Origin of the sequence: Moorena producens PAL-8-15-08-1, from assembly GCF_001767235.1 — a bacterium.
Classification (GTDB): Bacteria; Cyanobacteriota; Cyanobacteriia; order Cyanobacteriales; family Coleofasciculaceae; genus Moorena; species Moorena producens_A.
The window spans coordinates 1,621,803-1,635,207 of record NZ_CP017599.1 but is presented as its reverse complement, the minus strand read 5'-3'; the positions used below and the strand labels follow the sequence as shown (position 1 = coordinate 1,635,207).

The window sequence follows — 13,405 nt, the reverse complement described above, 5'->3', positions numbered from 1 at the left end:
GTGAGTATTTATGACAATCCTCTGGACGTTGAGCCAATGGATATCATTGATATCAAGGTGCAGGAAACTATTTTCCGAGGCAAGACTATTTTCCCAGTTGACTAACCAAAGTAATTTAAACTATGCTCAATTGCAACAGATTAGGTTGTTTGTGCCAGACCAGCGTATCTCTGGGTAAGGTTCAGCGGTTGAAGAGGGTGATTGTATTAATCACAATCTTTGCTGTACTCGAAATGGTTGTCGGCTTTGTTAGCCACAGTTTAACTCTCAAAGCTGATTCGGCTCACATGCTGGCAGATATTGTAGCAATGAGTATTGCTTTGCTTGCTGCATGGCTGGCTCAAGGCTCCTCGAAGTCTCGAAAGCAAATGAGCAATCAACCGATTGAGGTTTTGGCTGGTCTGATCAATAGTATCGGTCTACTGGCTATGTCTGTATGGATTGGGCGAGAAGCGATCGCCCATCTGCAAGGGACACCTGAGGAAATCCTCAGTTTGCCGATGCTAGTCACTGCCTTAATTGGCGTAGTGATCAACAGCATTAACCTCTATTGGCTAGGGGAAAATACTGAGCAAGACCTCAATCTGCGTGGTGCATTTTTGCATGTACTGGCAGACGTAGTTGGCTCAATCGGCACTATAATAGCTGCTTTGGCGGTTGGAATTTTCAACTGGCCTCAGGCGGATGCGATCATCAGCTTTAGTGTAGCTATTTTAATTGGCTTAAGTACTCTTCCGCTGCTGCGGCAAACCCTGCAACTAACTAGGACGAGGGCGATAGAAAAACCCCCTCATGAGTTAGGCTGGCTAGAGTTAGGAAAGACTGATTTAGTGTCTTTGATAAAACTCAAAGAGGATTGAAAATTACTGGAGAGCTATTGATTTTGAAATGATAGTTTTCGGTAATTTTTAGGTAACCATTTAGTGGTCAGTGGTCAGCGGTCAGTGGTCAGCGGTCAGCGGTCAAATGATGGCTTTTTGTTTTAAACTCTCATACCAATTATTTGTCAACTTTCTCTAGTAGTATTTGCTTAAAAGCTAGTCCAGCTCCCAATCTTCAATGCGTAGTCCACGAACTCTGCTAAATTCAGCCGTATTATGGGTAACCACAATTAAATCATTAGCAAGGGCGATCGCAGCGATTTGTAAATCATAAGGTCCGATTGGTGTTCCCCTAGCTGCTAAATCAGCCCTAATTTGTCCTGCTATTCTGGCAGGATTGGTGTCTAGCGGTAGAATCCTAAACTGACTGAAAAATCGTTGCAAAAGTGCTAAATTTATTGACTGTTTGGCACTACGATAAGCACCGTAATATAACTCCATTTCGGTTATGGAGCTGATAAAAATAGTCTCTGGTTGTTCGGTAGCAAGGCGAGATGTCACCGCCGGACTGGTATTGTTCAACAGCCGAATGCAAACATTGGTATCCAAAAGGTAGCTCAAAATAGACTCTCCCTTGTCTCAAACTCTTCCTGCTGCCCCCGCTGTAACGGTTCTCCAGCCCAACCCCCAATTACTTCCTCAAAAAAACCAGGCATCCAGCCTTGGGGTGTTTCTACTTTTAAGGATGATTTTAATGGGTTAACAATCACCATAACTTCTAATTCTTTGTTCGTTATCCCTACTGGAACGTCGAGATGTAAAATGCCATCAGACCCCACATGGGAGATTACTTTAATACTTTCCATCGTGCTTTCTGGTATATAGAACTTATCCAATCTTATAGCAGTTTTCAATTGGATGAGGTACTTCGTGCGGGAAGTGTGGGATGTGTGGGATATATAAATGTTTTGGAATGTATGTGTGGATAAAATATAAAGGGACGTATGCCTGAAAGGGGTAGTTTGTTTAGATCAGGGTCAAACGGTTTCACAACTTGGCTTCTGATTTGGCGTACCGATTTCTAATTTCTTCCGGATCGAGACAAAGCAATGAAGGATTAAGAAATAGTAGATGCACCCTGACTAATCCCTCAGCTACCGGCTGGGGATTTTTTTTTGTTCAATTTTGTCTCAAGTTATCTATTAGTTATATGTGGGATAGCCATCTTGGCTGTCTCCTTGGCATAAGGGTTTCTAATTTCTTCCGGATCGAGACAGAGTAATGAAGGATTAAGAAATAGTAGATGCACCCTGACTAATCCCTCAGCTACCGGCTGGGGATTTTTTTTTGTTCAATTTTGTCTCAAGTTATCTATTAGTTATATGTGGGATAGCCATCTTGGCTGTCTCCTTGGCATAAGGGTTTCTAATTTCTTCCGGATCGAGACAGAGTAATGAAGGATTAAGAAATAGTAGATGCACCCTGACTAATCCCTCAGCTACCGGCTGGGGATTTTTTTTTGTTCAATTTTGTCTCAAGTTATCTATTAGTTATATGTGGGATAGCCATCTTGGCTGTCTCCTTGGCATAAGGGTTTCTAATTTCTTCCGGATCGAGACAGAGTAATGAAGGATTAAGAAATAGTAGATGCACCCTGACTCATTCCTCAGCTACCCGCTGGGGATTTTTTTTGTTCAATTTTGTCTATCTTTTATCAATGGGTAAGGGTTTCTAATTTCTTCCGGATCGAGACAGAGTAATGAAGGATTAAGAAATAGTAGATGCACCCTGACTAATCCCTCAGCTACCGGCTGGGGATTTTTTTTGTTCAATTTTGTCTTAACCAATCTATCAGTTCTATCTGGGATAGCCTCAATTTAATTCTCTCGAAGACATTCCCAACTGATATCCCAGAGCCTTCTTCTTCATGGTCTGGAAAATGTTGTAAAATCCATTAGCGCGAGAAGGGGTTAAACTAGCATTCAATCCGATGTCTTGAATAAAGTCAGGAGATAGGTTGACAATCTCTGTTGGCGTCAGTCCATTCAAGCCTTCAATCAACAACGCTACTAATCCTTTAACCAATTGGGCATCTGAGTCTCCCTGATACAAGACTTTGCCATCATCCAAGTTAGCGGTGATATAAACCTGGGACACGCAGCCAGGAACTTTGTTTTCTGGTACTTTATCGGTTTCTGGCATTGCCTGAAGCTTCTTGGCGTACCACAGCAACTGCTGATACCGTTGCTTGGGGTCTTTGCGCCGCTGAAAACGTTCTACAATCCGAGCAAGAGCTTCTGGTAAAGGGCTGGAGGTGGCTGACATACCCAATGTTTAAAAAGGATTAACCATTTTATTTATAGCAGTTCTCAATACCATCAGGTACCCCGCTCTTGGGGTTAATGGGACAAGGGAGCTTCGGATCACGGAGCAGGGAGCTTCGGATCACGGAGGAGCTGATCAGGGTAGGTTTTTAACAAAGACGTGAGTATCAACTTTGGGGTGTGGGGTGTGGGGTGATTGGACTTGTCTTCCTTTTCCTCCCTACTCCCTACTCCCTACTCCCTACTCCCTAAAACCCAGGACTTTGTTCCGAACCGAATTGATAACTGTTATAAATGCATATTAGCTGATCAGGTAAGACCCAGAGGAGCACAGAGTTTGTGAGCCAAGATAAATCGTCAACCTTTGATAAACAAAATCCTCGCCAGTTAGCATTCCTAGCCCTCCGGGATATTTATCGGCGGGGTGCTTTTGCTGATATTGCCCTGAATCGAGTGCTACACACTGCTCAGTTAACTGGTGCTGATCGGGGCTTAGTGACAGAATTAGTTTATGGTAGTGTCCGACGACAGCGCACTCTGGATGCTCTACTTGACCAGTTGGGCAAAAAGAAAGCGAATCAACAACCTCCAGATTTGCGCACTATACTTCACCTTGGACTATATCAGCTGCGCTATCAAGCCCGAATTCCTGCTTCAGCAGCGGTCAATACCACCGTTGAGCTAGCCAAGAACAATGGCTTCAAAGGACTGGCAGGGGTGGTTAATGGTTTACTACGAAACTATGCCCGTTTAGCTGCCAATTCCCCTGACCCTTTGCAGTTGCCAGAAGGGGATATCGAGGGTTTGGGCATTTTACACAGTTTTCCCGATTGGATGATCGAGCTGTGGTTACAACAGCTGGGAGCAGAGGAAACAGAACAGCTGTGTCAATGGTTTAACCAATCTCCTACCATTGACTTACGGGTCAATCCCCTCAAGGTGTCCATCGAGGACGTGGAGGCAGGGATGCAATCTGCTGAACTGGCTATTGAGCGGGTACCTCCCTTGGTCTCCCACCAGGACGAGGGGAATGGTGAGATTATCCCTATGTTCAGCAACCCAGCTCAGCTCCCCCAAGCACTGCGGATTGTGGGTGGTGTTGGTGCGATTCAAGAGCTACCAGGATTTAAGGAGGGTTGGTGGACAGTTCAAGATTGTAGTGCCCAGCTGGTCAGTTATCTGCTGGACCCTCAACCTGGTGATGTGGTGATTGATGCCTGTGCGGCACCGGGGGGCAAGACAACTCATATTGCAGAATTAATCGCAGATCAGGGCAAGATTTGGGCATGCGATCGCTCAGCTTCCCGCCTCAAAAAAGTCCAACAGAATGCCCAACGGTTACAATTACAATCCATTCAGATCAGTACTGGTGATAGTCGCGATTTACCTGAATTTACTAAGATGGCTAATGCTGTGTTATTAGATGCTCCCTGTTCCGGTAATGGTACCCTTCACCGACGTCCTGATCTTCGTTGGCGCATGACTCCAGAAAAAGTCCAGGAACTTACTGTTTTGCAAAAAGAATTGTTAGAGCATACCGCAACTTGGGTCAAGTCCGGAGGTGTTTTAGTCTATGCTACCTGTACCTTAAATCCTCAAGAAAATGAGGCGGTAATACAATGGTTTCTGGAAGGTCATTCTCAGTGGCAAATTGAACCCCCTACTCTTTCGTTTCTTAAAGCGTTTTCAACACCGGAAGGTTGGCTGAAAGTTGTGCCCTATCGAGACCAGATGGATGGTTTCTTTATGGTGCGGTTGAAACGAATGGTATAGCCAAGGGAACAGGGAATAGGGAATAGGGAATAGGGAGTAGGGAGTAGGGAACAGAGCTTGTAGGGTGGGCAAAAATAGTTTTTTTTGAGTGTTAATGATTAAATTACTTTGCCCACCCTACTTTATAATCTTTACTATAATAGCAATATCCATATAATCCACGTTCTACATGCCTGCCAAGGATCTTTACCACGATACTGTCAAAGCCGCCTTAATAAAAGACGGTTGGAGTATTACAGACGAGCCCTTCACTTTAGAGGTTGGCGGTCGTGATCTCTTTGTAGACCTTGGTGCAGAAAAGCTACTCATTGCCCAGCGTAAAAACCAAAAAATCGCCGTAGAAGTTAAAAGCTTTATCAGTTCCTCACCTGTCAGGGATTTTCAGCAAGCATTAGGGCAGTATTTCCTATACGAAGACCTGATTGAAAAACTTTACCCAGAACGGGAACTTTATCTAGCAGTGCGTCACAGCATATACAACAGCTTTTTCAAAGAGGAACTTGTACAAATTGTTATAGAAAGTCGTCATATTAAATTACTAATCTTTGATGAAAACCAGGAGACAATTACGCTATGGAAACCTTCACTGGAGTAACCAATTGTTCTACAGCTCTTCTTCAGATCCTGAAAAACTATTGTAATATCCTGAATCGTCACAAAAATAATTCTATCAATAATACTGTGATCAGTAAGATCATTGTTAGCGATGACAAAACTCGGTATCTAGTGATTAGGGAAGGTTGGAAGGATACACAACGAATTCATTCACTCATTTTTGATGCTGAGATACGTAACAATAAAATTTGGCTACACCATGATGGTCTAGATTACGGCATTACAGAAGAGCTACTGGCGGCGGGAATACCCAAAGAACAAATTGTTTTAGCTTTTCATCCTCCCCATATCCGACAACACACTGGCTATGGGATTTCCTAGCTTTTAACTATCAGCTTAAGCGCTACGCGCACGCGTGCGCGTTCAGCTATCAGTTATCAGCTTATGGGTTAGGTCACAGGCTAGAAGCCTGTGCCACGGACTTTTCTCCAGACTTTCAATTTTTTATTACTATCTTAGGACAACTGATTGATTTCATCGATAGTCAACCCCGTATATTTAGCAATATCATTCAGGGGTAACCCAGCGGCCTTCATCTGTTTAGCAATCTGCTGTTTTTCTTCAAGTCTGCCTTCTTCTCGTCCTTGTTCTCGTCCTTCCCTTTTCGCGAAACTCCATGCACCTCGCGCGTCCTCCAAGGCCATCTCCTGTTTGCGGAGTTTTTCCACTTCTGAGACACTCAACCCCGCTTGATTCGCTATTGTTAAAGCTTTTTCTAGCTGTGGGACTTCCCTGAATTTGTCAGGAATGATTTCTAAGTTAGGTGCTTCTTTGATAAAAAAGATCCACTTATCTATCACACTTTCCAATTCTTCCAGTTGCTTAGTAAATTTGGGTAGTTCCACAAACACTAGCTTTAGCTCGTTCTCCTGATAAGGCAAGTGGTCTTCTTCTTCTTGAAAGTAAAAACAGCTAATGACTTTTTCGGTTGAGGGGAATAACTTAAAATCCGTGATGGTTAAAGCAATGACCGGATTGAGATCGAAATATCCCTGTCCCGATTTAAGTTGATTTCCATAGGTTTTGCACAAGTTATACACCACTCGCTTCTCGAAAGCCTCCACATTCCAGAGTTGCATCTCAATGATGACAGTCGTTTTATCTTCTAATACTGCCTTAACATCCAGATAAGTGTCTTTTAAATCTACTACATCCCCCGCACTATAGGGATCAATAATTTCTAAATCCTGGATGACGGAATTACCGGAGTATATCATGGCATTTAGGAAGGAGATCAGAATATCCTTACTCTGATCTGAGCCAAAGATTTTCTTGAAAGCAAAGTCAGTTTTCGGGCTGATGAATCTCATGGTTTTACAGGTTTATATAGGGAACAGGGAGCAGGGAGCAGGGAATAGGGAATAGGGAGTAGGGAGTAGGGAGTAGGGAGTAGGGAGTAGGGAGTAGGGATTAGGGAGCAGGGAGCAGGGAGCAGGGAGTAGGAGCAATTGCTTTTGTAATTAGGTAATTTTTTTTAACATTATTCACACTTAATAACATCCCTATACTTATAAAATAATCTCTTATTTATGCCCTATTTACTATTATAGCAACTATTTATTTCGTAATAAAAAAAAATTACTAAACCCCTTGACAAATAATTAATTTATTTATATATTAATAATGTACAGCATTTAAAACTACTGTTGATCATGACTAAAAACATTCCGCCTAACTCCGATGACAATCAAACTCCTGAAAACCCTGGTCGTAAACCTAAGAAAGTCAAGTACGTTTTGATCGGTTCTCCTGAACAAGTTCGGAATACGATTAATGCCATCTATGGCCTGAAATACGCCTATCCCGACGAGTGGAGCACTCCAGAACCTACTGAAAAGCCTGGTGAGGTTATGACCTTTTTGATTCGATATTTCTATGTAGACTAGGATAGAGTTTTGCCAGCGATGCAGCGCGGTCTTGGGGGTTTCCCCCATGAGCGACTGCATCAAGACAGGGTTTTTACGCCCTGGCGACTAGGAATTGTGGAGGTTATTTTGAAGCGATCAGCTATCAGTTATCAGCTTATGGGTTAGGTCACAGGCTGGAAGCCTGTGCCACAAAGCTGACCACTGACCACTGAGGAATGTATTCGTTGATCAACAGTATCTAGATTTGAGCTCCGCTGTACTTGTGGTGGCTTAGACAATAGAATTCGGTCAAGCATTGGGGTTAACCAAAACTTGACCGATTTTTTTTTATTGCTATAGCACTACCCATTAAGATTAGGACATTGTCTTGATGCAGTCGCTCATGGGGGTTTCCCCCAAGACCGAGCTGCATCGCTCCTAAACTCAGAAACGTAAGTAATTGCTTACTTTTGACTTCTGACTTCTAACTTCTGACTTGCGCAAGGGCTAGCTCCTCCCAACACCCCTGGCCACACGAAAACCGACATGGCTGATGAAGTCAACGCGCTCGCCAAAGAGGTAGCGGAAGGCAGAACGGCATTTCCCAGGATTGAGGTACCACGAGCCGCCCCGCCGAGTAAAATAATCAGTATGATGATTATTGATAGTCCAGATACTTCCATCTGTAGGGGCTCCTTTGTAATTAGAATGGTAAGGATCCGCACAGCAGTCCCAAACATTGCCATGCATATCGTATAAGCCAAAGCTGTTGGGGGGAAAACTTCCTACTGGGGTGGTCTCTCCCCGATATTGCCCTTCTGCTTCCTCTGCATAAGTATAGGAAGCGTTATAGTTAGCTAATCTACTGGTTATGGTTTCTCCATAATGGAATGGCGTGGTAGTTCCTGCTCTACAGGCGTATTCCCATTCCGCTTCACTGGGTAATCTGTATTCCGTTCCTGTATATTTAGAAAGGCGTACGCAAAATTCCACCGCATCAAACCAGGTTACTCGCTCCACTGGTCGATTGTCTCCTTGAAATTTAGAGGGGTCTGGATTTAAGTACCGCTTAATTCTTGGGAGGTTGGCCACAGCTCTCCATTGCGCCTGGGTTACCTGATATTTCCCCAGGAAGAAGGGTGGGATGGTTAGTTGGTGTTGAGGTCTTTCCCTGTCATTACTCCCCCTCTCACTTTCAGGGGAACCCATTAAGAAGCTTCCTGCTGGGATATACACCATCTCTAGGTCTACTCCATTCCCGAGATCTTCAGTGAAATAATCCGCTTGCTGGGATTCTCGCTTGATTATTTCTCCTCTAGGGTTAACTGTTACTACTTCAAAGGAAAACTGCTTTAACTCTTTTTTTCTTGCGCTTACAATCGTTTCGAGGCCTTTGTTTGAAGGATAATCTGAGGTAGGGGTTTCTGAGATGAGGAGTTGTTCAGCCAAACGAGCATACTCCCCTCCTAATCGCCCTAAGACTTTAGCCTTTAGGCGTGCAAAGGGACGAATTTTTTCTTCTAACTCATCATTACTTGCAGTTGCCGGTTTAAGTAAATACGCTTCAAAGTCCTTTACTGATAACCCTAATTGATTAGCAATAAACTCAGATACCTTATCAATAACTGAAAGGGTTTTACTAATGGGTACAGAATCTACTAATAACTCCCTTACCCCTCGCCTAAATTCGTACTCAATATAATCGGGATAATCGGGATTTGAATCTTGGTCTACAGGGGTTATAGACTGGAGCAGTCCACTCATAAACACCTCCGCTACATGAATTTGTGCAGATTTTGGTAGCAGGGTTTGCTGAATTAGTTGCACTACAGGTAAACTAACCGGAGCAGCTGCCATTAATCCAGCTAACCGACGCGCCATCGGAGAAGCCGTAGCACGAAATCGACTAACTAATGCTGGTGCTTCGAGTTGCGGTTGACTGGGTTCACCATCTACCGCTGTTTTCTGTGGTTGGGGGTCTTGGGATACATCAAAGTTAGGGCGTTGCTGAATTGAAGTATAAATGCCCGATCTTTTAGTTTTGGTCAAGCCCCCTAAATCCCCCAACTTTGGGGGAGTTTGAGAGTTTTGTTCCCCCCAAAATTGGGGGGCTAGGGGGGCGGAATCATACCCAGAATCAGCAACGCCAAAATTAAACCCCACTGTACTAACATTTCCATGACCAGCTATTACCTGTGACCAGGCCAGTAGCGGGTAGGGTTCTAACGTAACCACGGGAACACTAACAGAGGAAAATTTATTCTGATTACTGTTCCCTGTTCCCAGATCCGCTGTTCCCTCTTCTGAAAAAAGTCCAATGTCATCTTCATCCCAATGTTTAACAATAAACTGAGAATTGACAACTCCAGGACTAAGAGAATGCAGTTGCACTGGTGTTTCTGAAGCTAAAGCCGTGCGTTCCCAAAGCCGTTCAGGGAGTAGCTGAAGGATAGTCAGTAAACCATTGCATCCCCAAAACTCTAGGAATCGATGAATTAATTGTCTGCGCCAAGCCACAGAAATACAATCACTAACCAATAAAATTAAACGTTGTTTCTTCGGGTCAATTAATACCTGGGGAGGATAGGGAGTGGAATCATACCGACCCGTGCTAGTTTGAGGAAATAAGTCTACTTTGGTTTCAGTAATCCTTAATTCCCACGTGCGTACATCCCGAAACGCACCATGATGCTTGACTAAATGTTGCAGTTCAGTAATTGTCTGTTTCCAAACCGCAGTTGAAGTAGTTTTTTCAACCACCAACGCTAACTCTAACCATCGTTCAGAAGCAGGTTTCAGAACTGGAAGCCAAATGTTTGATTCAGCAATTTGGTAAACAGTAGCTTCTACATCCAATATCGTTTCTGTAGCAGATGGGACTTTCCGCATTAACGGACGAAGTGCCCGTCCCAACGCCAGACTATTTCTCAATGCTACCGCTGCTGGCACTTTAATCGGAATTGCTTCTCGACTTTGTTTGGTCTTTTTAGGTTTGGAAGAGGCAAGAGCAACCTCAGCACCAGGTTCTTTGACTTCAGGTAACGGTGATTCTTCGGTATCTGGTTGGATATCTGGAGTTTTATTTGGGGGTTGCTGTGATTGGTCTTGGGATACCCTTGATGGTGGCGATGGCGGCTGTGGTTGCTGTGATTGGTCTTGGGATACCCTTGATGATTGCGATGGCTGCTGTGGTAATGGCTGCTGTGCTTCCTCTGACTGCTCTATGGACTGGTCTAGATGAACAGCCAACCAGAAAATTTCTGCTATTTCCCGAGCAGTTAAATCAAATCGTGCTTGTTGTAGAATAGCGATCGCTTCTTCAATCATATCCCTGAGGTACTACTGAGGTACTGGAGCAATCGGTCAATTAACCTTGCTTTTCTGTGCTCTTTGTCTTCCTCTTGAGAGTCACCCATGGGAGCATGCTCTGTATTAACTGTGTTAGTTAACAGATAAATGGCGTTGAGCAATTGGTCTGTAGCCAAGTCTCCTTTCTGCCGTCGCTTGAGAAAGGTTTCAATAATCGGTTCAGCTTCTTCAAGACTATCCCCTAAGTGAGCTTTGACAATTGCTTCTAATTCCTTGGGAGTTGGTTCCCGTAAATCTAATCGTAAACAGCGTCGTAAAAAAGCCGGGGGAAATTCCCTCTCTCCGTTACTCGTCAGGACTACAAAGGGAAATGCTTGACAGGTCACCTTTCCGCTGTAGATGGTTCTGGTTTTCTTATCCCAGGTTTTGACATCAATGTTTGGAAACTGGTCACTGATTCGTGTTAATTCCGGGATTTCAAATTCTCCTTCCTCAAAAATAGTCAATAAATCATTGGGTAAATCAATATCGCTTTTATCCATTTCATCAATTAATAATACCCTGGGGTAAGTTGAGGATAGTAACGCTGTTCCCAAGGCACCCAATTGAATATACTTACCAATTTTCCTTAAATTATCCTTGCCGCTTCCTTGAGCATCTTGTAATCTACCAATGGCATCATAACTATAAAGTCCTTGGTTTAAATGGGAGCGAGTGGTAATATTCCAACGTAACACTTCTCCTAATTGTAACTCTTCAGCGACTGCATAGGCCAACGATGTTTTTCCTGTGCCTGGCTTTCCGGTTACTAATAAAGGACGACGCAGATACAACGCTGCATTCACTAACTCTATTTCCTCTGGCCTGGTCTGATAGGTTGTACCCCGTCCTTTTTTGTCAAATTTCCGCCAGCTAGGAGGCTCAGGAAGGCGTTCAATGCCTTCGTGGGGTTCTTCGGGAGTTCCGCGAAAGATTTTCCAAGAGTTATTAGTCATAGGGTTGTATAGTCAATCTGGGGTGGTAGTAGATAGGGGTCTTCCCACAAAAGAGCAAGATGGTGTCCGATATGTTCTTGTTTATTACCTTTGGGAAAAGCTTGTAACCGTTGTTGTTTTACTTTTTCAGGAAGCTCATTTATTTGACACTTGAGTAATTGCTCCAGAGCCTGTTGACAATTTATAGTTGTAAAATTATTTTTTCTGAGCCATAAAGTAACGGGTATTGCCGTCCTATCAATAACTTTCAAGATCTGCTCACATGGGGGTTGATGTAATTTTACAGCTATCGCCTTTCTTTCTTCCAAATCAGTATACAATTCCTGCCAATACTCAAAATTACTAAAAGCAAAGTTACTTAAGCATATAGTTTTACAATTATCTTGGATTTGTGTCCATTTATTTAACCATTTGCCTTGATAACGATACTTTTTTAAACGTTTAACAGATCGAAAAATCACGCAATACTCGCTACCAATAGGAATTGGCAAATCATCATAATCTTGAATTTCAATTCTTTCAAGTTCATGGTTCAGAAGTTGATAAGGTAAGAAAAATACAAGAATTGGTTGACGGTAATATTCCCTAGAATAGTGAATTAACTGATTTATAAAAAATTCTATTAACTTGGGCAAGTCTTCAATAGAAAATAGATCTTGTTCAGATTCTCCATCAGCTGGTGGAGTCTCTAAAAATTTACAGTGTTGATGATTTCCTAAATAATCATAATTACTTAGGTCAGTAATAAACCAAGCTGAAACGAAATAACTAGGTTGACGTTGTTGGTGATATTGCTTACTGGAATCTAGCTTAACAAGCAGATAAGGTTGTGCATCTAAATTTGGTTGCTGATGATTTTGATAGTGACTGCTACTCTGAGATAATAAATCAGAAGGGTTATTGGCATTTTTTTCTAACCATTGCTTGAGTTTATCAGCATCAGGCTTGGAAATATCTCCAGTTTTTAATAAATGAGCGACAAATTGTACAATAAGTTTTTCCTCATCAGTTGGTTGAGGTATATCATCCAAATTTTCTAGAATTTCAGCTAAACTGTCAGGGAGTTCATCTTCCCAATCATCCCAGAAGTTATTAGGACAACAAGCTTGATAAGCCTGTTGCATTGCTTCGATAATATTGTTTGGTAAAGGAAATAAGATAGTTAGTAAACTAGGCGGAATGTTAAATTCTTGAGAATATAGTTGTCTTAAGTCATAATTATCTGAATTTTCGTTAAGTGCTCCATCAAGTAAGTTTCCTAACCTATTCCTAGCCTCAAAATATAGTACTACTTTGTAAACAATTTCAGTCAAATCTTCACCACTAGCCACCTGTGCCAGATTTATATTGAATTGATGTCGTAGCATCATTGCTAATTTAATTTCACTATGGAAAGCACTACACAGTGCTGACTCTATCTGCGCGAGGATATAACCAGGGGGATTTCCAGCATTCATTTACGGTTACTTCAGGACCTGTGAAAAATAGAATGGGTGCATATCATTTTTGCTGTTTGACCTGATGGTGCGTTACGGGGCGGGCTGTTTCAACAAGGCGCGAAGATACGGAAAATCAGGGCGAGCCCGCCCCTAACGCACCCTAAGCCACTCTGACTGCAATTAAGTATCTACACTCTGATGAGACCTACTTCCCTAAATTTTCCTTTATTTGCTGGCATTTGGCAACCTGGTGCTGGCTTACGGGTTCAGACAACCATTCAC

The 13,405-nt window shown here is 42.8% G+C and carries 14 protein-coding genes; 6 read left to right on the top strand and 8 right to left on the bottom strand.

Going from position 1 to position 13,405, the window contains the following annotated elements:
- Positions 1-122 precede the first annotated feature (122 nt).
- The gene (locus tag BJP34_RS06260) at positions 123-860 is read left to right on the top strand and encodes a cation diffusion facilitator family transporter (protein ID WP_070391599.1); all 738 of its coding nucleotides are present in this window, start codon (positions 123-125) and stop codon (positions 858-860) included.
- A 177-nt stretch (positions 861-1,037) separates the two neighbouring features.
- Here the strand turns inward: BJP34_RS06260 and vapC are convergent, their stop codons facing one another.
- The 3 genes from vapC to BJP34_RS06245 all read right to left on the bottom strand — a co-directional run bounded on the left by vapC (position 1,038) and on the right by BJP34_RS06245 (position 3,146).
- Positions 1,038-1,442, bottom strand: coding sequence for a type II toxin-antitoxin system tRNA(fMet)-specific endonuclease VapC (vapC, locus tag BJP34_RS06255; RefSeq protein WP_070391598.1), 405 nt, complete (start codon positions 1,440-1,442; stop codon positions 1,038-1,040).
- Positions 1,439-1,687, bottom strand: a complete 249-nt coding sequence (locus BJP34_RS06250) for a hypothetical protein (RefSeq protein ID WP_070391597.1) — start codon at positions 1,685-1,687, stop codon at positions 1,439-1,441. Before BJP34_RS06250 ends, vapC begins: the two co-directional genes overlap by 4 nt.
- Before the next feature lie 1,006 nt (positions 1,688-2,693).
- On the bottom strand, positions 2,694-3,146 hold the full coding sequence (locus tag BJP34_RS06245; protein ID WP_009149117.1) for a SufE family protein: 453 nt from the start codon (positions 3,144-3,146) through the stop codon (positions 2,694-2,696).
- 201 nt (positions 3,147-3,347) lie between these two features.
- Between BJP34_RS06245 and BJP34_RS42550 the strand changes: the two genes are divergently transcribed.
- From BJP34_RS42550 to BJP34_RS06230, 4 genes are all read left to right on the top strand, one after another.
- Positions 3,348-3,488 carry a hypothetical protein gene (locus tag BJP34_RS42550; RefSeq protein WP_158517041.1) on the top strand — a complete coding sequence of 47 codons (141 nt, stop codon included), beginning with the start codon at positions 3,348-3,350 and terminating at the stop codon, positions 3,486-3,488.
- Positions 3,485-4,918, top strand: coding sequence for a 16S rRNA (cytosine(967)-C(5))-methyltransferase RsmB (gene rsmB, locus BJP34_RS06240; protein WP_070391596.1), 1,434 nt, complete (start codon positions 3,485-3,487; stop codon positions 4,916-4,918). Before BJP34_RS42550 ends, rsmB begins: the two co-directional genes overlap by 4 nt.
- Positions 4,919-5,087: 169 nt before the next feature.
- Positions 5,088-5,513: an element excision factor XisH family protein gene (locus tag BJP34_RS06235; protein ID WP_070391595.1), complete on the top strand. Its 426-nt coding sequence runs from the start codon at positions 5,088-5,090 to the stop codon at positions 5,511-5,513.
- Positions 5,492-5,854 carry a XisI protein gene (locus BJP34_RS06230; RefSeq protein ID WP_070391594.1) on the top strand — a complete coding sequence of 121 codons (363 nt, stop codon included), beginning with the start codon at positions 5,492-5,494 and terminating at the stop codon, positions 5,852-5,854. The genes BJP34_RS06235 and BJP34_RS06230 overlap by 22 nt, the downstream gene beginning before the upstream one ends.
- A 134-nt stretch (positions 5,855-5,988) precedes the next feature.
- On the opposite strand, the gene BJP34_RS06225 is transcribed toward BJP34_RS06230, so the two are convergent.
- The gene (locus BJP34_RS06225) at positions 5,989-6,843 is read right to left on the bottom strand and encodes an Rpn family recombination-promoting nuclease/putative transposase (RefSeq protein WP_070391593.1); all 855 of its coding nucleotides are present in this window, start codon (positions 6,841-6,843) and stop codon (positions 5,989-5,991) included.
- A 12-nt stretch (positions 6,844-6,855) separates the two neighbouring features.
- On the bottom strand, positions 6,856-6,981 hold the full coding sequence (locus tag BJP34_RS48485) for a hypothetical protein (RefSeq protein WP_267876500.1): 126 nt from the start codon (positions 6,979-6,981) through the stop codon (positions 6,856-6,858).
- A gap of 204 nt (positions 6,982-7,185) precedes the next feature.
- On the opposite strand from BJP34_RS48485, the gene BJP34_RS06220 reads away from it, so the two are divergent.
- Positions 7,186-7,419 carry a hypothetical protein gene (locus BJP34_RS06220; RefSeq protein ID WP_009149134.1) on the top strand — a complete coding sequence of 78 codons (234 nt, stop codon included), beginning with the start codon at positions 7,186-7,188 and terminating at the stop codon, positions 7,417-7,419.
- Positions 7,420-7,887: 468 nt separating this feature from the next.
- Here BJP34_RS06220 and BJP34_RS47100 read toward each other — a convergent pair whose 3' ends face one another.
- From BJP34_RS47100 to BJP34_RS06205, 3 genes are read right to left on the bottom strand one after another with little or no spacing between them, the layout of a single operon-like run.
- Positions 7,888-10,707 carry a formylglycine-generating enzyme family protein gene (locus tag BJP34_RS47100; RefSeq protein WP_070391592.1) on the bottom strand — a complete coding sequence of 940 codons (2,820 nt, stop codon included), beginning with the start codon at positions 10,705-10,707 and terminating at the stop codon, positions 7,888-7,890.
- Complete coding sequence (locus tag BJP34_RS06210) at positions 10,704-11,684, bottom strand: AAA family ATPase (RefSeq protein ID WP_070391591.1); 981 nt, start codon at positions 11,682-11,684, stop codon at positions 10,704-10,706. The genes BJP34_RS47100 and BJP34_RS06210 overlap by 4 nt, the downstream gene beginning before the upstream one ends.
- Positions 11,681-13,141, bottom strand: a complete 1,461-nt coding sequence (locus tag BJP34_RS06205; protein WP_070391590.1) for an effector-associated domain EAD1-containing protein — start codon at positions 13,139-13,141, stop codon at positions 11,681-11,683. Before BJP34_RS06205 ends, BJP34_RS06210 begins: the two co-directional genes overlap by 4 nt.
- Positions 13,142-13,405 lie beyond the last annotated feature (264 nt).